16 protein-coding genes are annotated in these 17401 nt (G+C 59.6%); 12 read left to right on the top strand and 4 right to left on the bottom strand.

Features of this window, described 5'->3' with window-relative positions; all coding sequences use genetic code 11:
• Positions 1 to 36: 36 nt before the first annotated feature.
• Both ACZ5FP_RS09110 and ACZ5FP_RS09105 read right to left on the bottom strand, forming a co-directional pair.
• Positions 37 to 384, bottom strand: coding sequence for a hypothetical protein (locus ACZ5FP_RS09110; protein ID WP_464663113.1), 348 nt, complete (start codon positions 382 to 384; stop codon positions 37 to 39).
• A gap of 94 nt (positions 385 to 478) precedes the next feature.
• Positions 479 to 862: a VOC family protein gene (locus ACZ5FP_RS09105; protein ID WP_464663112.1), complete on the bottom strand. Its 384-nt coding sequence runs from the start codon at positions 860 to 862 to the stop codon at positions 479 to 481.
• A 435-nt stretch (positions 863 to 1297) separates the two neighbouring features.
• Here ACZ5FP_RS09105 and ACZ5FP_RS09100 point away from each other — a divergent pair, with 435 nt between their 5' ends.
• On the top strand, positions 1298 to 2500 hold the full coding sequence (locus ACZ5FP_RS09100; RefSeq protein ID WP_464663111.1) for an ImmA/IrrE family metallo-endopeptidase: 1203 nt from the start codon (positions 1298 to 1300) through the stop codon (positions 2498 to 2500).
• Positions 2497 to 2976, top strand: coding sequence for a DUF4411 family protein (locus tag ACZ5FP_RS09095; RefSeq protein WP_464663110.1), 480 nt, complete (start codon positions 2497 to 2499; stop codon positions 2974 to 2976). The genes ACZ5FP_RS09100 and ACZ5FP_RS09095 overlap by 4 nt, the downstream gene beginning before the upstream one ends.
• Here ACZ5FP_RS09095 and ACZ5FP_RS09090 read toward each other — a convergent pair.
• Positions 2973 to 3689, bottom strand: coding sequence for a CerR family C-terminal domain-containing protein (locus ACZ5FP_RS09090; RefSeq protein ID WP_464663109.1), 717 nt, complete (start codon positions 3687 to 3689; stop codon positions 2973 to 2975). The two genes, ACZ5FP_RS09095 and ACZ5FP_RS09090, sit on opposite strands and share 4 nt — an antisense overlap.
• A 90-nt stretch (positions 3690 to 3779) precedes the next feature.
• On the opposite strand from ACZ5FP_RS09090, the gene ACZ5FP_RS09085 reads away from it, so the two are divergent.
• The 4 genes from ACZ5FP_RS09085 to ACZ5FP_RS09070 are packed head-to-tail and all read left to right on the top strand — an operon-like array spanning position 3780 to position 8848.
• Positions 3780 to 4808 carry an HlyD family secretion protein gene (locus tag ACZ5FP_RS09085; RefSeq protein WP_464663108.1) on the top strand — a complete coding sequence of 343 codons (1029 nt, stop codon included), beginning with the start codon at positions 3780 to 3782 and terminating at the stop codon, positions 4806 to 4808.
• Positions 4805 to 6577 (top strand): ATP-binding cassette domain-containing protein, encoded by a 1773-nt coding sequence (locus tag ACZ5FP_RS09080; protein WP_464663107.1) that lies wholly within the window; start codon positions 4805 to 4807, stop codon positions 6575 to 6577. The genes ACZ5FP_RS09085 and ACZ5FP_RS09080 overlap by 4 nt, the downstream gene beginning before the upstream one ends.
• Positions 6574 to 7719 carry an ABC transporter permease gene (locus ACZ5FP_RS09075; protein ID WP_464663106.1) on the top strand — a complete coding sequence of 382 codons (1146 nt, stop codon included), beginning with the start codon at positions 6574 to 6576 and terminating at the stop codon, positions 7717 to 7719. Before ACZ5FP_RS09080 ends, ACZ5FP_RS09075 begins: the two co-directional genes overlap by 4 nt.
• A 7-nt stretch (positions 7720 to 7726) precedes the next feature.
• Complete coding sequence (locus tag ACZ5FP_RS09070; RefSeq protein WP_464663105.1) at positions 7727 to 8848, top strand: ABC transporter permease; 1122 nt, start codon at positions 7727 to 7729, stop codon at positions 8846 to 8848.
• Between the two features lie 174 nt (positions 8849 to 9022).
• Here ACZ5FP_RS09070 and ACZ5FP_RS09065 read toward each other — a convergent pair whose 3' ends face one another.
• Positions 9023 to 9604, bottom strand: a complete 582-nt coding sequence (locus tag ACZ5FP_RS09065) for a TetR/AcrR family transcriptional regulator (protein ID WP_464663104.1) — start codon at positions 9602 to 9604, stop codon at positions 9023 to 9025.
• A gap of 168 nt (positions 9605 to 9772) precedes the next feature.
• Here ACZ5FP_RS09065 and ACZ5FP_RS09060 point away from each other — a divergent pair, with 168 nt between their 5' ends.
• The 6 genes from ACZ5FP_RS09060 (at position 9773) to ACZ5FP_RS09035 (ending at position 17357) form a co-directional block, all read left to right on the top strand.
• Complete coding sequence (locus tag ACZ5FP_RS09060) at positions 9773 to 10993, top strand: efflux RND transporter periplasmic adaptor subunit (protein WP_464663103.1); 1221 nt, start codon at positions 9773 to 9775, stop codon at positions 10991 to 10993.
• A gap of 38 nt (positions 10994 to 11031) precedes the next feature.
• The gene (locus tag ACZ5FP_RS09055; protein ID WP_464663102.1) at positions 11032 to 14253 is read left to right on the top strand and encodes an efflux RND transporter permease subunit; all 3222 of its coding nucleotides are present in this window, start codon (positions 11032 to 11034) and stop codon (positions 14251 to 14253) included.
• Between the two features lie 637 nt (positions 14254 to 14890).
• On the top strand, positions 14891 to 15148 hold the full coding sequence (locus ACZ5FP_RS09050) for a hypothetical protein (protein ID WP_223611335.1): 258 nt from the start codon (positions 14891 to 14893) through the stop codon (positions 15146 to 15148).
• Positions 15149 to 15260: 112 nt separating this feature from the next.
• A complete protein-coding gene (locus tag ACZ5FP_RS09045; protein ID WP_346304928.1) occupies positions 15261 to 15560 on the top strand; it encodes a hypothetical protein in 300 nt (99 codons plus the stop codon).
• Between the two features lie 181 nt (positions 15561 to 15741).
• Positions 15742 to 16389: a VOC family protein gene (locus ACZ5FP_RS09040; protein ID WP_464663101.1), complete on the top strand. Its 648-nt coding sequence runs from the start codon at positions 15742 to 15744 to the stop codon at positions 16387 to 16389.
• 110 nt (positions 16390 to 16499) lie between these two features.
• Positions 16500 to 17357: a protein-methionine-sulfoxide reductase heme-binding subunit MsrQ gene (locus ACZ5FP_RS09035; RefSeq protein WP_464663100.1), complete on the top strand. Its 858-nt coding sequence runs from the start codon at positions 16500 to 16502 to the stop codon at positions 17355 to 17357.
• Positions 17358 to 17401: the final 44 nt, after the last annotated feature.

Below are 17401 nucleotides of genomic sequence, written 5' to 3'. Positions count from 1 at the left end.
AGCCGCCCTTTCTGCATTCCAACGCTCTGACGGGAATCAGAGACGGAAAACACCCAGCGGATACCAGTAGCCATCGCTGTGACGGCGATAGCCGCGGCGATGTTCACGGTAGCCGCGATGATTCTTCCAGTAACCGGGACGGTAGCCGCGGTTGTCGTAGTGCGGGCGGCGGCGATCATCACGGCGATCCCAGCGACGGTCATCGCGGCGATCCCAACGGCGATTGTCGTGGCGGCGCCGCTCAACGTACTGCACCTGCTCGACATTGGATACGACCGGCGCCTTCTGGGCCGATACCGGTGCCGCATTCGAAGAAACGACCGAAGTCAATCCAACGAGAACCGCCAGCAAGCCAGCGGTAAACAGCGAAACAAGATTTTTCATTAGTCACTCCTATCGATTCATACCGGGGATAGGTGCGCCTTCAAGGATGAACAGAGTATGAACGGTATTGCGGTCATCTCGCCCGCAGCGCGCCTTATCCGGATATCGCCGCAGGCCGGGGACCCCGCAAACCGATGCAGTTACCCCAGGGATCGCGCACCTGACACATGGCAAGGCCATCCTGTATTGCCAGCGGCCCGCGGTAGAGCGTGGCGCCCAGTTTTTCCACATGCGCCAGAGCCGCGTCAAAATCGTCCACCGCCCAATAGACGACGGAGCCGAAGGGCCCCGACCCCACCTGCGCGTCCGCAGGCACGATTTCAAGGCAGACGGAGCCAACTTGCAGAAACTCGAAATCAAATTCGTCGAGCCGCGTGCGGACAGCCTCAGGAAACGCCCGCTGATACCATGCGAGCCCCGCTTCGACATCGCCGACATGAACCAGAACCGCGGCAATGGGATGGGATGTCGCGTGCATGGGCGCTGGATCTTCCGTGTGAATGGCGTTGAATCTGCCGGGGATAGCCGAGCGCGGCCATGCTGGCAATGCCGGACGCGCCTTGATTGGATAGTCGCAGGCAAGGTTGGCGGAAGTAGCAAAAGTAGCACGCGCAACGATTGCAGCATTTGAAACAAACAAACGTGTGCCTTACGACAGAACTCTTGGCGATCTCAAAGACGTGTTAGCTGCTGCTGCCTGGGTTGTTCTTTTGACGCGGGCACGTTCGTTGAAGGTAGGGATAGTGTGAGATTGCGCAAATGAATTCAGCACGAAAAAGATAAAGAGATAAGCGATATGGCGTCGGGTGACAGGCCCTCTCAATCAATAGTCCTATTGCAATCACCTGCTATGTGAACGAAATATCAAGGCTCGCCCGCGACAATAAGATTCGCGCGCGGCTTCGGGTGGGATATGGCCAAGAATATCAAAGCACAGGTCAGACCGGAACTGCTTGTATGGGCAAGAACTACAGCTGGCTATGCTCAGGCTGACGCATCTGCGCGCCTTAAAATTGATGAAGATACATATGTTGCGTGGGAGGCAGGTTTAGAACTGCCAAGTTTTCCCCAATTACGGAAGGTAGCAGAACTTTTCAAACGCCCATTAGCGGTATTTTTTCTCTCCGAGCCGCCATCCGGGTTTGAAGTTATGAGAGATTTAAGACGTTTGCCAGGTTCGGGTTTCCGATATCTCCCGCCAGGACTTCAACAAGAGATTAGACAGGCGGCCCAAAGACGAGAGCTCGCCATTGAACTTGCTGAAGACATTGGCATCGATTTATTCCCATTCGATCTCTCAGCGAATTTAACTGAAGATCCGGAGATCGTAGGCGATCGGGTAAGAAGATTCCTGGGCATCTCTACCAAACAGCAATTTGCGTGGAAAGACGCTGAAGGCAGGGCTTCTTTCAGCGGATGGCGCAATAAAATTGAACACGCTGGCGTATTAATTTTTCAAGCAACAAAGTTTTCGTCAGAGGATGCATCAGGATTCGCAATTTGGAAGCCGATATTACCGACGATTGTAATCAACCGAAAAGACGTTCTAACCAGAAGGACTTTTAGCCTTCTCCATGAGTTCGTCCATCTTATGCTACGAGTGAGCAGCGTATCAGATTTAGAAACAGATGCCGCGCGACCAGCAGAAGATCAGGCGCTTGAGATTTTTTGCAATCAAGTTGCAGCGTCGGCCCTTATGCCAATGTTTGATCTCATGGAAGACGACAGGCTTCGTGGTCACGGGGCCAAGTCGATTGACTGGTCAGATGCTGAGATATCTGATTTGGCTCGAAGTTACGGCGTAAGCCGGGAAGCTTTTGTTCGCAGACTGTTGACATTTGATCTCACGACTCCAGAATTTTATCAGAGGAAAAGAAATCAATATAATGCAGAGTACGTGGTGTATCTCGAACGCCAAAAACAAAAGCAAAAAGAGAGCGATGGCATTCCGCGCAATATGCCACTTGAAACAATAAGCAATTTCGGTCGACCGTTTGTCGGTATGGTTCTTGGAAACTATCACCAAGAGAGACTCACATTGAGTGAGGTGTCAGGGTATCTGGGGCTTAAAACCAAACATCTCCCCAAGCTTGAACAGATTGCAGGTTTTCGATGACGCATTCTGCAGTCGGTACAATATACAGTATCGACAGCAGCTCGCTCATTCACGGTTGGCGCAGAGTTTATCGTCCGAAGAATTTTGCATTTATTTGGCGACGACTGGAAGCTCTGGCAGAAGAGGGCCGATTAATGGCGTCAATTGAAGTTCTTCATGAAATTGGCAAAAAGGATGATGATCTGCACAAGTGGTGCCATGAGCGAAAAGAAATTTTATTTCGCGACGTGGATGAGGAGTGCCAAGTCCATTTGATTAGTATCATGAAGACGTATCCACGATTGGTTGACACCGTGAAAGGACGTTCCGGCGGGGACCCGTTTGTCATTGCTCTCGCATTGTCAGGTGGTGGGTATACTGTGGTTACCGAAGAATCACCCGGAAAAATGAGAATCCCTGACGTTTGCCGTGCGGAGAATATCCCATGCATCGGATTGGCAGATATGATTGAGCAGGAAGACTGGCAATTTGCCTAGGAATACGCTGCCCCCTTACCCTTTAACGCCCCCGCCTCCCTTTTGATCTCCGCCGCTGTCGCCTCCAATCCCGCCAGGGCAAAGCGCTGGAAATGGGCGATAATGGCTTCCTGCGCACCGGGCGCCGGTGCGAAGAGATCGGGCAGAACCTGTGACAGCAATTGGCGGTTGCCGAGCAGCAGCATGGCAAAGGGCGAGACCATATTGAGCAAACACCGCCCCACTGCCGGATGGTCGGCGGGCACCCCCAGAATATCGGCAACCAGCCCGGTTACCACCTGTTTCTTCGGCAGCACCTCCTGATTCAACAGCACGGGAAAGGCCTGGGATGGCGCAAGAATCTCGCGGCTCAACACCCGCAACACCCATGTGGATGACGCCGGGGCGGTGATTGCCGCGGCAATCAGTCCGATGAGGATTTTCAGCTTGTCGATGGAAGCCCCCGGTCCCTGCGCCAGCGCCACCAGCCGGTCGTAGGTCAGGAGCCGCCGGTGCGCCTCGACCAGCACCGCCGCATAGAGCCCTTCAATACCGCCATAATAATAATTCACCGCGGCCGAATTGCTCCCGGCCCGCTCGGCGATCTCCTTGCCCGTGGCGCGGTCAAAGCCCTTTTCGGCAAAGATTTCGCCCGCCGCTTCCAGAATCTGGGCCTTGGTCGAAGCGCCGTCCTCGCGCCGTCCGGGAAGTTTTCGAGGTGTTTTGCGTATCATGCCCGTACAGTAACCCAGATTTGAAAGGATTAAAAGTTCAAATTGAAATTCAAATTTGACATAATGCGCACGCGGCCTGTATGATGGCGCATGAGCAAAATCATCCGTTTCCTGCTTCCGCTGATCCTCATTGCCGTCCTCGCCGGCGGAGCCTGGTGGTACTATCGCCCGTCATCGGCGAACGATGCGCTGACGCTGTACGGCAATGTCGACCTGCGACAGGCATCGCTTGCCTTCAACGGGTCGGAGCGGATTGCCGAGGTGCTGGCGGAAGAAGGCGATGTGGTGGGCAAGGGCCAGGTGCTGGCGCGGCTCGATACCAGCCGCCTCGCCCCGCAGGTGCAGCAGGCGGAGGCAACGGTCGCCGCCCAGCAGGCCGCCCTGCTCCAGCTGAAAAACGGCAGCCGGCCTGAGGAAATCGCCCAGGCGCGCGCCAATCTGGTGTCGGCACAGGCCGATGCGCTGAACGCCAAGGCGCAATTCGATCGCCAAAGCGTACTGACCGCCAATGCCACCGCCAGCAAGCAGGACCTTGATACGGCGCGCGCGGCAGCGGCTGTTGCCGACGCCAAGGTGGACGTGGCGCAAAGTGCGCTGGCGCTTGCCATCGCCGGTCCGCGTGTCGAGGAAATCAGCCAGAGCGAGGCGCAGTTGCGCGGCAGCGAGGCGCAACTGGCGCTCATGCGCCAGCAGCTTGCCGATGCGCAGCTTTTTGCGCCGTTTGATGGCGTCGTGCGCTCGCGGCTGATGGAACCGGGCGAGATTGCAGCGCCCAGCAAACCGGTATTTTCGCTGGCAACGCGCGGCACGAAATGGGTGCGCGCCTATGTCTCCGAAACCAATCTCGGCCATCTGCGCCCCGGCATGCGGGCCAGGATCACCACGGACAGTTTTCCCGATCAGCCGCTGGGCGGCTGGGTCGGCTTCATCTCGCCGGTGGCGGAGTTTACCCCGAAAACCGTGGAGACGACCGACCTGCGCACCAGCCTCGTCTATGAGGTGCGCGTCTTTGTCGAGGACCAGAAGGATATGCTGCGGCTCGGCATGCCAGCCACCGTCACGTTGCTGCCGGATGCCGCGCCGCATGCGATTGCGCCAATGGCGGACACAAAACCATGACCGGCGCCGCGCCAGCCTCCCCCGTCACGGCGCGGTCCATCCACAAGACGTTCCACCGCGATACCGGCGAAACGGTCAAGGCGCTCGACGATGTCTCGTTTGAGGCGCGCCACGGGACGGTGACCGCCCTTGTCGGGCCCGATGGCGCGGGCAAGACGACAATCCTGCGGCTGATGGCCGGGCTGATGGCGGCCGAGAGCGGCGAACTCAAGGTGCTCGGCATCGATGTCGCGGCCGATCCGCAGGCGGTGCAGAACCGCATCGGCTACATGCCGCAGAAATTCGGTCTTTATGAGGATCTGAGCGTTCAGCAAAATCTCGATCTTTATGCGGACCTGCATGGCATCACCCCGGACCAGCGCCGCGAGATTTATCCGCGGCTGATGGACATGACCAATCTTGGCCGATTCACCGAACGGCTGGCGGGAAAACTGTCCGGCGGCATGAAGCAGAAGCTGGGTCTTGCTTGCACGCTGGTACGCTCGCCGGAATTGCTGCTGCTCGATGAGCCGACCGTCGGCGTCGATCCGCTGTCGCGGCGGGAACTGTGGCAGATCGTGCTGAAACTGGTGCGCGAAGACGGCCTGACGGTCATCGTCAGCACCTCCTATCTCGACGAGGCCGAGTTCTGCGACCATGCGGTCGTCATGCATCTGGGCAAGGTGCTGGCGCAAGGCAAGCCCGACGAAATCACCGCCCGCGCGAAAGGCAATGTGTTCATCGCCGCGCCGCAGGACGGCATGAATGCCCGCTCGCTGCAGGCGCGGCTGTTCCGCCATGACGGCGTGGTGGATGCGGTGCCTGAAGCAGGCAAGGTGCGCATCGTCCGGCAACCGGGTTTCAACGGTAAACTCAGCGTCGACGGAAGGCCGGTGGCGCTGACCGCAACGCCGCCGCGTTTCGAGGACGGCTTCATGGTGCTGTTCAGCGCCGTGGCGGGCGAAGGCCATTCCAGCAGCCTGGAGCTGCAGCGCGCGGCAGACTCAGAACGCAAGGACGAGATTTCCGTTGAGGTGCATGACCTTGTGCGCATGTTCGGCGATTTCGCCGCGGTGAACCATGTCAGTTTCCGCGTGAAGCGCGGCGAGATTTATGGGCTGCTCGGCCCGAACGGCGCGGGCAAGAGCACCACATTCCGCATGCTGTGCGGGCTGATTCCCGCAACCAGCGGAACATTGCGGGTTGCAGGTGCGGATTTGCGCACGGCGCGGGCAGAGGCGCGGCAGAATCTGGGCTATGTCGCGCAGAAATTCTCGCTCTATGGTGATCTCTCGGTGGACGAGAACCTGGATTTCTTCGCCAGCGCCTATGGCCTGCGCGGCGCGAAAAAGCGCGAACGCATCGACTGGTCGAAGCAGCAGTTTGAACTCGGTGAACTGGCGACGCTGCCGAGCGGCCAGTTGCCCGGCGGGTTCAAGCAGCGCCTGGCCATGGCCGCCGCGCTGTTGCACGAACCGGACATCCTGTTCCTCGACGAGGCGACGAGCGGCGCCGATCCCCTCGCCCGGCGCGAATTCTGGGGGCGCATCACCGCGCTGTCGGAACAGGGCGTGACCGTCATCGTCACCACCCATTTCATGGAGGAAGCGGAATATTGCGACCGGATCATGATCATGGATGCCGGGCGCAACCTTGCCGAGGGAACGCCCGCCGACATCCGTGGCCATGCCAAACCGCAGGACGGGCGCGAACCGAACATGGAGGATGCGTTCATCGCCATTGTCGAGGAATCGCGCAGCGCCGCTGAAACAAGGGGCAAGGCCGCATGAGCACACCCGCCCCGATCCAGCATCATGGCAGCCTGCGGCGCATCCTGGCGCTGGTGCGCAAGGAATCCTGGCAGGTGATCCGCGATCCCAGCAGCATCGCCGTCGGCATCGTCATGCCGATGATGCTGCTGATCCTGTTCGGCTACGGCCTGTCCTTCGATCTGAAGAACCTGCCGCTCGCCCTCGTGATGGAAGAGAATTCCGCCGAAGCGCGCGGCGCGGTGTCGGGTTTCGAGCTTTCGGACTATTTCCAGACCCATCCGGTCAAGACCATGGCTGAGGCCGAGCGGCTGCTCAAGGACAAGACCGTCAGCGGCATCGTGCGCATTCCGCCGCAATTTGCCCGAAACGTTGCGCTGGGCAATGGCGATATCCAGATCGTCGTCAACGGCACCGATGCCAATACGGCGCGCATTTCGCTGGCCTATGCGCAAGGCGCCGTTGCCACGTGGCTGGCGCGGCAGGCGGCCGAAGGCAGGATCGCCAGCAGCGGTGCTTCGGTCAATATGCAGACGCGGCTCTGGTTCAACGAAGCCAATGAAAGCAGCTATTTCCTCGTGCCGGGGCTGATCGTGCTGGTCATGACGCTGATCGGCGCACTCCTGACCGCGCTCGTCATGGCGCGGGAATGGGAGCGCGGCACCTTCGAGGCGCTGTTCGTCACGCCGGTGCGGCCGGTTGAAATCCTGCTCGGCAAGATTATTCCCTATTTCGTTCTCGGCATGCTCGGGCTGGCATTGTCCGTCGTCGGCAGCCAGATCCTGTTCCATGTGCCGCTGCGCGGCTCGCTGTGGATACTCGTCATCGTCTCGATGCTCTATCTGATTGTGGCGCTCGGCATCGGCCTGCTGATTTCATCGGTCACCAAGAGCCAGTTCGTTGCCAGTCAGGTCACCCTCGTCGTCACCTTCCTGCCCGCAATGATGCTGTCCGGCTTCATGTTCGACATCCGCAGCATGCCGCTCGTCATCCAGCTCATCACCTATATTTTCCCCGGCCGCTATTTCGTCAGCGTGCTGCAGACCCTGTTTCTGGCCGGCGATATCTGGGGGGTGATCCTGCCCAACGCCGCGGTGCTTGCGGTGATGGCAACGGTGCTGATGGCCGCTTCCGTGCGGGCAACGCGCAAGAAACTCGGGTGAGGCAACCATGATCCAGTCGCTCTTCCGCATCATCGCCCTTATCCGCAAGGAATTGCTGGCCATGCTGAAGGACCCCAAGAGCCGCATCGTGCTGGTGGTGCCGCCGATCATGCAATGCCTGGTCTTCGGCTATGCCGCGAGCTACGACCTCAACAACGTGCCCTACGCCCTTCTCGATCACGATCACAGCGCCGCCTCGATGGCGCTGGCCGCACGCTTCGACGGTTCCGCCACGTTTACCCGCATCGCCACGCTGCAGCGGACAGGCGATATCGACGGTTATATCAACAACGGGCGCGTTCTGCTGGTGCTGGTCATCGACCAGGACTTTGAAAAGAACCTGATGGCCGGAAAGCCTGCCCAATTGCAGGTTATCGCCGACGGGCGCAATTCCAATACGGCCGGCACGGCGCAGGGCTATGTCAGCGCCATCGTGACGGATTTCACCCATCGCTGGCGTGCCGAGAACGGCCAGGCCGCCAATACCGGAATCACGGTGACGACGCGCGCCTGGTACAATCCGAGCCTCGAGACGCGCTGGAACATGATCCCCTCGCTGATCGGCACCATCACCATGATGATGACGATGATGCTAACCGCCATGTCCGTGGCGCGCGAGCGGGAGGCGGGAACGCTCGACCAGTTGCTGGTCACGCCCTTCCGCCCCTCCGAAATCATGGTGGGCAAGGCCCTGCCGTCGATGATGGTGGGTACCACGCAGGCAACGCTCATCCTGCTCGTCGCGCAGTTGTGGTTCCAGATCCCCTTCGCCGGGTCCTACCTCATTCTTTATATGGGATTGATCCTGTTTCTGGCGGCAGCAGTCGGCATCGGGCTTTTCCTGTCGTCGCTGGCCGCGAACATGCAGCAGGCGATGATCTTTTCCTTCGTGCTCTTGATGCCGTTCATGCTGCTGTCAGGCCTGACAGCGCCCATCGGCAACATGCCGGATATCCTGCAATATTTCACGCTGATCAATCCGCTGCGCTATGCCATCAGCATCACGCACCAGGTCTATCTGGAAGGCGCGGGGATTCGCCAGCTCCTGCCGGAAATGCTGGCGCTCATCGGCATTTCGGTGGTGACACTGCCGGTTTCATCCTGGCTGTTCCGCCACCGGCTGGTGTGAAAATCCTGGACGACCTGATTGCGCGGTGCGTGGTTCGACAAGCTCACCATGAGGGATGTTGTTGATGACAAAGCCAATCGGATATGTCGCAGAATATGGCTCCTTGCAATCTACTCCCTCCCTCATGGTGAGCTTGTCGAACCACGCACTGAAGGGAATGCAAGTCGTCCGCGATCAGCCCGGCCAGCAGCGCATGGCGATATCGATCAGCCTGTAGAGCTCTTCCCGCGCGGTTCCGCTGGATGCCTGTACCGCTGTACCCTGGGATATGGTCATGATAAACCGGGCGATATCTTCCGCATCGCACTCGGTTTTCAGGTCACCCTCGCGTTTCGCCCGGGCAAAACGCCGCGCCAGTGCCTTCTGGCCCATATTGCGCTTTTCGATGATGGTTTTCTGGATCGCGGCGGCGGCATCGCTGCAGCCCATGGCCGCATTGATTCCCAGGCACCCCGAAGGATTGCAGTCGCAGGTCTGCGCATCGGCAAAGCCGTGCAGAATATCCATGGCGACGGTGCGTGCGTCCGGCTGCTCCAGCGCCTTCCAGAAAAACGCCATGTAATTCCGCTCATAGCGCTCCAGCGCCATGCGGAACAGTTCTTCCTTGTTGCCGAAGGCGCCATAAAGGCTTGGCTTGGTGATACCCATGCCGTCCGTCAGGTCAGTGATGGATGTGCCCTCGTAGCCCTTGCGCCAAAAAAGTTCGAGCGCAGTCTGCAGTGCCTCATCGGCATCAAATTCCCTCGGCCGTCCCATGGACAAGACTCCCTAGAAGAAATATACCGTTCGGTATAAAATCCAATTGACAGCCACCGTACCGCAGCCTTATATCTCGTTTTATACCGATCGGTATCGATCGTCAACGATCCAATTTCGTTTAGCCACTCCCAATGGCGATACAACTTTCAAAGCAGGATGACCACGATGTCAATCAGCACTTACAAAAGATCACTCTATGTCGGCGGCTTTATTGTGGCGCTGGCAGCCGTGGGTTCGACCCAACTGTTCGATCTTGGCAAGAGCCATGCCGAAACCAGCAAACAGGCCGCGCCCGTCGCGACGCCCGTTTCCGTCGCTGTCGTCCAGCCGAAACTCATCACCCGGTGGAGCGAGTTCTCCGGCCGCCTCGAAGCCATCGACCATGTCGACCTTCGTTCGCGCGTCGCCGGGGCCATCCAGTCCGTCGCCTTCAAGGAAGGTGCACTGGTCAAGCAGGGCGACCTTCTCGTCAAGATCGATCCGGCTCCCTATGAAGCCGAGGTCGCACGGGCAAAGGCTGCCGTCAGCGCCGCCGAATCGAAACTGTCCCTCGCCAAGAACGAACTGGAACGCGGCAAGCGCCTGATCGATTCGCGCACCGTGTCCCAGAGTGACTATGACCAGCGCTTCAATGTGCAGAGCGGCGCACAGGCCGATCTCGAAGCGGCACAGGCCGGGCTCAAGACCGCCATGCTCAACCTCGATTACACGGAAATCCGTGCGCCCATCAGCGGCCGCGTCGGCCGCATCGAAATCACAGCCGGCAATCTGATCGCCTCCGGTCCCAGCTCCCCGCTGCTGACCACCATCGTCTCGATCAGCCCGATCTACGCCAGCTTCGAGGCCAATGAGAACACCGTGGCACAGGCCCTCGCCGACCTGCCGCAGGGTCTCAACAGCCGCGATTTCTCCGACCGCATCCCCGTCGTGATGGACGTTTACGGCCAGAGCGACGTGAAGGGCAAGCTGCAGCTGATCAACAACAGCGTCGATGTCGCAAGTGGCACGGTCAAGGTGCGGGCGGTGTTCGACAATACGGACGGCAAGTTCATGCCGGGCCAGTTTGCCAAGCTGCGCATGGGCACGGCCAACGAAAAGCAGGAACTGCTTGTCGATGAAAAGGCTGTCGGCACCGACCAGAGCAAGAAGTTCGTCATGGTGGTCAACGACAAGAACATCGTCGAATACCGCGAGATTTCGCTCGGGGCACCGGCCGAAGGCCTGCGCATCGTCACCAGCGGCCTGCAGCCGGAGGAAAAGATCGTCGTCAACGGCCTGCAGCGCATTCGTCCCGGTTCGCTCGTCGCTCCTGAAATGGTCGCCATGGGCGCTGCAGCACACAATTTGCAGGCCTTGGCCACCGATCCAGCCAAGACACAACAGTAATCGCATCAAAGCCCCGCAACGGGCAGGCGGATAGTGATATGAATATCTCCAATTTCTTCATCGACCGCCCGGTCTTCGCGGGCGTTCTGTCTTTCGTGATTTTCCTTGGCGGTCTGATCGCCCTGACGGCCATGCCCGTTTCGGAATATCCGGATGTCGTGCCGCCATCCATCGTGGTGCGCGCGCAATATCCGGGTGCCAACCCGAAGGTCATTGCCGAAACCGTGGCGACGCCGATCGAGGAACAGATCAACGGCGTCGAAGGCATGCTCTACATGGGCAGCCAGGCAACCACCGACGGCCAGATGACCCTGACCGTGACCTTCGCCATCGGCACCGACCCCGACAAGGCGCAGCAGCTGGTGCAGAACCGCGTGTCGCAGGCGGAACCCCGCCTGCCGCAGGAGGTGCGCAGCCTCGGCATCACCACGGTGAAGAGCTCGCCGGATCTGATGCTGGTGGTCAATCTCATTTCGCCCAACAACCGCTATGACATCACCTATCTGCGCAACTACGCGCTGATCAACATCAAGGACCGGCTCGCCCGCATCAAGGGCGTTGGTGACGTGCAGCTGTTCGGTTCGGGCGATTATTCCATGCGCGTGTGGCTCGATCCGCAGAAGACGGCGGAGCTTGGCCTGTCGGCAACGGATGTTCTCAATGAAATCCGCGCGCAGAACGTCCAGGCCGCCGCCGGCGTCATCGGCGCCTCCCCCAGCCCCAACGGCGTTGACCTGCAATTGTCGGTGAACGCACAGGGCCGGTTGCAGACCGAGGAAGAATTCGGCCAGATCATCGTCAAGACCGCCGCCAACGGCGCGATCACGCATCTGCGCGATATCGCCCGTATCGAGCTTGGCGCTGCCCAGTATTCGCTGCGCTCCCTGCTCGACAACAAGCCGGCCGTCGCCATTCCCGTCTTCCAGGCGCCGGGCTCCAACGCCATCCAGATCGCCGATCAGGTACGTGCGGTCATGGACGAGATGAAGCTGACCATGCCGGAAGGCGTCAGCTACGAGATCGTTTATGATACGACGCAGTTCGTCCGCGCCTCCATTGAAGCTGTCGTGCACACGCTGCTGGAAGCCGTGGTGCTCGTGGTTCTCGTGGTCATTCTGTTCCTGCAGACATGGCGCGCCTCGATCATCCCGCTGATTGCGGTTCCGATCTCGATCATCGGCACATTCGCCGTCATGCACCTCTTCGGCTTCTCGGTGAATGCGCTGAGCCTGTTCGGCCTCGTGCTCGCCATCGGTATCGTGGTGGATGACGCGATCGTGGTGGTGGAAAACGTCGAACGCAACATCGAAAACGGTCTGGCGCCGCGTGCGGCAACCGTTCAGGCGATGCGCGAAGTGTCGGGTCCGATCATCGCCATTGCACTGGTGCTGGTGGCGGTTTTCGTACCGCTTGCCTTTATCAGCGGCCTGACCGGGCAGTTCTACCGCCAGTTCGCGCTGACCATTGCCATCTCGACCGTCATCTCCGCCTTCAACTCGCTGACCCTGTCCCCGGCCCTCGCCGCCCTGCTCCTCAAGGGCCATGACGAGCCGAAGGATGCGTTGACGCGGTTCATGGACAAGACGCTGGGCTGGCTGTTCCGCGGCTTCAACGCCGTGTTCACCCGCGGCGCCAATGGCTACAGCCGGGGCGTCACCGCCGTCATTTCGCGCAAGACCGTGATGATGGGCATCTATATTCTGCTGATCGGTGCGACGGCCTTCATGTTCAAAAGTGTTCCCGGCGGGTTCGTGCCGCCGCAGGACAAGCAGTATCTCGTCGGCTTCACCCAGCTGCCGGATGGTGCAACGCTTGACCGCACGGAGGCCGTCGTTCGCCGCATTGGTGACATCGCCCTGAAGATTCCGGGCGTGCAGAGCACCATTGCGTTCCCTGGCCTGTCGATCAACGGTTTCACCAACAGCTCCAATGCCGGTATCGTCTTCGTCTCGCTCAAGCCATTCGAGGAGCGCAAGACGCCTGACTTAAGTGCCGGAGCAATTGCCAAGGCGCTGAACATGCAGTTGTTCGGCATCAAGGAATCGTTCAGCGCCGTGTTCCCGCCACCACCCGTGCAGGGCCTCGGCGCCATCGGCGGCTTCAAGTTCCAGATCGAGGACCGCAACGGTCTTGGTTATCAGGCGCTGAACGATGCCACCAAGGCATTCCTTGCCAAGGCTGCAGCTGCTCCGGAACTCGTCGGCCTGTTCTCCAGCTATCAGATCAACGTGCCCCAGCTCTACGCCGATGTGGACCGTGCCAAGGCACGCCAGCTCAACGTCTCGCTGCCGGAGATCTTCAACACGCTGCAGATCTATCTGGGCTCGGTCTATGTCAACGACTTCAACAAGTTCGGCCGTACCTATTCTGTCCGCATGCAGGCCGATTCGGGCTTCCGGGCCAAGGCGGAAGACATTGGCGACCTGAAGGTGCGTTCGGGTTCGGGTGAAATGATCCCGCTGTCGGCCCTGCTCAAGGTGGAATCGAGTGCCGGACCCGACCGCGCCATGCGTTACAACGGCTTCCTTGCTGCCGATGTGAACGGCAACGCGGCGCCGGGCTTCTCCTCGGGGCAGGCGCGTGCCGCCGTCGAACGCATCGCCGCCGAGACCTTCCCGGCCGGCATCGGCTATGAATGGACGGAGCTTACCTATCAGGAGATCATCGCCGGCAATTCCGCCTACCTGATCTTCCCGCTGTCGATCCTGCTGGTGTTCCTGGTGCTGTCGGCCCAGTACGAAAGCCTGTCCCTGCCGCTGTCGATCATCATGATCGTTCCGCTCGGTTTGCTCGCCGCCCTCTTCGGCGTCTGGCTGACCGCCGGTGACAACAACGTCTTCACGCAGATCGGGCTGATCGTGCTTGTCGGCCTCTCCGCCAAGAATGCCATCCTGATCGTGGAGTTCGCGCGGGAACTGGAGTTTGCCGGATCAACGCCGTTCAAGGCGGTGATCGAAGCCAGCCGCCTGCGGCTGCGCCCGATCCTGATGACCTCGCTTGCCTTCATCATGGGCGTGGTTCCGCTCGTCACTTCGACGGGCGCCGGTTCGGAAATGCGCAGCGCCATGGGCGTGGCCGTGTTCTCCGGCATGATCGGCGTGACGCTGTTCGGCCTGTTCATGACACCGGTCTTCTACGTGCTCGTTCGCGCCATGACCGGCAACCGCCCGCTCAAGCATGCGAGTCAGGGAAGCCACTTCGACGGCGAATCAAGCCACAATTCGGCCACGGTTCATCCCGCTCCGGTTCCGGCCGAGTAGAAAAAACACGCGCGGTGCGCAGGTTTTCCCGCCTGTGCACCGCGCGAATCAAGTCACTGAAACCACATTGTTTTCTTCGGCATTGACAGGCAAAAGGCCCACCGGACGGGCCGTTCACAAAGACGTTTGGGGCCTGAACGTGCTTTTTGGGGTGACAAAAAGTTTCAAGCTGTTACAGTTGCGTGACCAAGCCGACTATCGGCACTGACGAGCATGACCGGGTTTCGCGTTCCGCGGAGGTCGTTTAGATCAGGAGCAGACTTTGACAAGCGTTGCACCAGCCAATGACAACAGAAAGATCAGCGATGGGTTCTTCCCTCTGGTCTTGTTCCTTGTGGTCACCGAAATCGCGGCAACCGTGCTGCTGACTTTGCCAAATTGGTATTGAAACCCAAACAGGCGGAAGCCAGTATGTCGATCCTGCCCCTGCTGGCAGGAATGATCATTATCGTGATGCTTGCCGGCGTCCTCATCGTCTGACCGGACTTTACTTTCCAGACCATTTTTGCCTCTCCGGCAATTCCTCCATCCAATCAATCAATTGGGATAACACGGGCGGATGCTCTGTGATAATCTTGGCCTGTTGAACTGATTTGGCCGCCGTCTCGCGCAGGAGAACGGCGGCATGGAGAGCCCAATGAAACGTGCAACCTGTTCGGTGTTGCTTCTCATTCTGTTCGTTGCCGGATGCCAGACGATCACCCCGGAGGAACGGCGCGCCATCGATGGCCGGACCTGTTCGTCCTATGGTTTCAAGCGAGGCACCGACGCCTTTGCCCGCTGCCTGCTCGACCTTGAACTGGACCGCCGTGCCACAAGCCGGGCTCAATTCGATGACATGCGATTCAATTCTCCGCCCCTGATTATCTATGGGGGCCGCCATTACCGCTGGTAAGTTATAAACAGGGGACAGCGATGTCCCTTGACGGGTTTTGAAACTTCACGAAAAGGTCGTGAACTCTTTTGGCACCCGTCAAAACACAGACGAATCAAGAAGGATAATATTGATGCGAAGCCTGTTTTTTGCCGTAGCGGTGGCTGCGGGACTTTTTGCTGCTGAAAGCCAGGCGCAAGGTATGCCCAATGCCGCTGCCCCCAGTGTCAATGCTCCCGGTGCCAATGCGCAAGCCACACGTGTTCGCCCTGAACAGGATGCCATGTCCGCGCGCATCCGGAAGAACCGTCCGGCCAAACGGACCTATGCGCGCGAAGAAAGCCGGCGGCAGCTGACCGCGGAATATAATCGCCGCGCCCGGGTTTTCGGCCGGGCCAGCGCCGACCGCTGGCTGGCGACCCAGCGCCCCTGACCTATCCCTGCCATTGCTTCCCGTACATCTGCCGGTGACCCGTCGGCGGATTTTTTGCTGTTGCGGGCCCGTCTTGACAATGACCATTGGTTCGCACGACTATTGCCGGGCTGCGTAGGGCGCATCGACGTGTGGTCGAAAGGGCAATGCCCGCCTGCGTCAAATGACAACAGATGCGCCAATGCCGAACCTCGAAAACCTCAGAAAGCAAGCCAAGCAGTATCTGCGCTGGCATCGTGAACGGTACCATCCCGTTGCCGCCGAAATCCGGGCCGCTCTGCCGCGGTACCGGCATCTCGACGACAAGGACGTGCTGGATGCGCCGTTCAGGCTCAGCGATGCGCAGGAACTTGTGGCACGCCAGCGGGGTTTCGAAGGGTGGCAGGCGCTCCTATCAGGAGCCCAGACCATGAGCACCCCCATCCATCAAACTGCGCCGCGCGCCGTCCTCAGTTCCATTGCTGCCCAGCTTTTCGTCGCCGATATCCAGCGATCATGCGACTTCTACACCGGCAAACTCGGCTTTGCCGTTGATTTCATCTATGGCGAACCGCCCTTCTACGGACAACTCATCCGCGACCGGGCCATGCTTGCCTTGCGGCTGGTCTGCGAGCCTGTCTTTGCCGGCGATATCCGCAGCCGGGAGCATCTGCTTTCCGCCTCAATCGCCGTCGACAGCGCGGCGGAGATCAAGCAGCTTTTTCTCGACTTCCAGGCGGCGGGCGTGTCCTTTCACCAGACGCTGAGGAAGGAGCCTTGGGGGGCGCGAAACTTCATCGTGCTCGATCCGGACGGCAATCTCATTCTGTTTGCCGGCCCGGCGGACTGAGCCGCCGGATTGCGTGCTCCACACATCCCGGCATTTTCACGGCTTGTTGTCTTGTCACTGCCGGATTCCTGTGGATGTAAGGAGCCATGTGATCAGGGAAAAACAGCGGCGTGATCAAGTTTCCATGGAATGACCGGGCAGGAAAGCCGTCAGCCATCAAAATCGCAGCCCTTGTTGCTGCCTTCATCCCTCTGGTGTTCATCGCTACGGGCTACAAGGTCAATATTCTCGGACCGCGGCCGATCACCGAAGCCATTCACCAGACCGGTGACTGGGCGATCCGCTTCTTCCTGATCTCGCTCGCCATAACGCCGCTGCGCCACATCACCCGCTGGAACAGGCTTATCCTGATCCGGCGCATTCTCGGCCTCACCGCCCTCGCCTATGCCGCCCTGCACTTCTCGCTCTACATCGCCGACCAGAACGCCAATCTGCTGCGGGTGGCCAGCGAGATCTGGCTGCGCATCTATCTGCTGATCGGTTTCACCGCATTGCTTGGCCTGGCTGCGCTCGGCGTGACCTCCACCGATGGCATGATCCGGCGCATGGGCAGGAACTGGAACCGGCTGCACATGCTGGCCTATCCGCTGGCGGCGCTCGGCGTCCTGCACTTTTTCATGCAGTCCAAGGCGGATGTCACGCAGGCGACGCTGATGGCGGGTTTTCTCATCGCGCTGCTGCTCTACCGCTTCGCCCATGCGCGCGGCTTTGCCCTGTCTTCGCCGTGGACGCTGCTTGCCATTGCCGTGCTGGCGGCGCTGGGAACCGCCCTTGCCGAATATGCCTGGTTCGCGCTCGCCACCCGAATTCCGCCGATGCGGGTGCTGCTGGCCAACCTCTCCTTCGCCTATTCGATCCGCCCGATGTGGTGGGTCCTGGCGGCGGCGCTGCTTCCGGCCCTGTGGGTTGGCATAAAGCCGGCGCTCAACCGGCAAGGCCGCAAACTCAATCCTGTTACACCGAAATAAGAGACAGGTTTTGCTTTTCACCGCCGGAAAAAATGCTATCGCTG

The sequence above is a fragment of the Phyllobacterium sp. T2-21 genome, from assembly GCF_055378485.1.
The sequence above is the reverse complement of the archived record's forward strand: the minus strand, read 5'-3'. Positions and strand labels throughout refer to the sequence as shown.

Bases quoted from the DNA above. Each gene is read 5' to 3' on its own strand.
- ACZ5FP_RS09110 (WP_464663113.1), bottom strand. From the start codon at position 384: ATGAAAAATCTTGTTTCGCTGTTTACCGCTGGCTTGCTGGCGGTTCTC.
- ACZ5FP_RS09105 (WP_464663112.1), bottom strand. From the start codon at position 862: ATGCACGCGACATCCCATCCCATTGCCGCGGTTCTGGTTCATGTCGGC.
- ACZ5FP_RS09100 (WP_464663111.1), top strand. From the start codon at position 1,298: ATGGCCAAGAATATCAAAGCACAGGTCAGACCGGAACTGCTTGTATGG.
- ACZ5FP_RS09095 (WP_464663110.1), top strand. From the start codon at position 2,497: ATGACGCATTCTGCAGTCGGTACAATATACAGTATCGACAGCAGCTCG.
- ACZ5FP_RS09090 (WP_464663109.1), bottom strand. From the start codon at position 3,689: ATGATACGCAAAACACCTCGAAAACTTCCCGGACGGCGCGAGGACGGC.
- ACZ5FP_RS09085 (WP_464663108.1), top strand. From the start codon at position 3,780: ATGAGCAAAATCATCCGTTTCCTGCTTCCGCTGATCCTCATTGCCGTC.
- ACZ5FP_RS09080 (WP_464663107.1), top strand. From the start codon at position 4,805: ATGACCGGCGCCGCGCCAGCCTCCCCCGTCACGGCGCGGTCCATCCAC.
- ACZ5FP_RS09075 (WP_464663106.1), top strand. From the start codon at position 6,574: ATGAGCACACCCGCCCCGATCCAGCATCATGGCAGCCTGCGGCGCATC.
- ACZ5FP_RS09070 (WP_464663105.1), top strand. From the start codon at position 7,727: ATGATCCAGTCGCTCTTCCGCATCATCGCCCTTATCCGCAAGGAATTG.
- ACZ5FP_RS09065 (WP_464663104.1), bottom strand. From the start codon at position 9,604: ATGGGACGGCCGAGGGAATTTGATGCCGATGAGGCACTGCAGACTGCG.
- ACZ5FP_RS09060 (WP_464663103.1), top strand. From the start codon at position 9,773: ATGTCAATCAGCACTTACAAAAGATCACTCTATGTCGGCGGCTTTATT.
- ACZ5FP_RS09055 (WP_464663102.1), top strand. From the start codon at position 11,032: ATGAATATCTCCAATTTCTTCATCGACCGCCCGGTCTTCGCGGGCGTT.
- ACZ5FP_RS09050 (WP_223611335.1), top strand. From the start codon at position 14,891: ATGAAACGTGCAACCTGTTCGGTGTTGCTTCTCATTCTGTTCGTTGCC.
- ACZ5FP_RS09045 (WP_346304928.1), top strand. From the start codon at position 15,261: ATGCGAAGCCTGTTTTTTGCCGTAGCGGTGGCTGCGGGACTTTTTGCT.
- ACZ5FP_RS09040 (WP_464663101.1), top strand. From the start codon at position 15,742: ATGCCGAACCTCGAAAACCTCAGAAAGCAAGCCAAGCAGTATCTGCGC.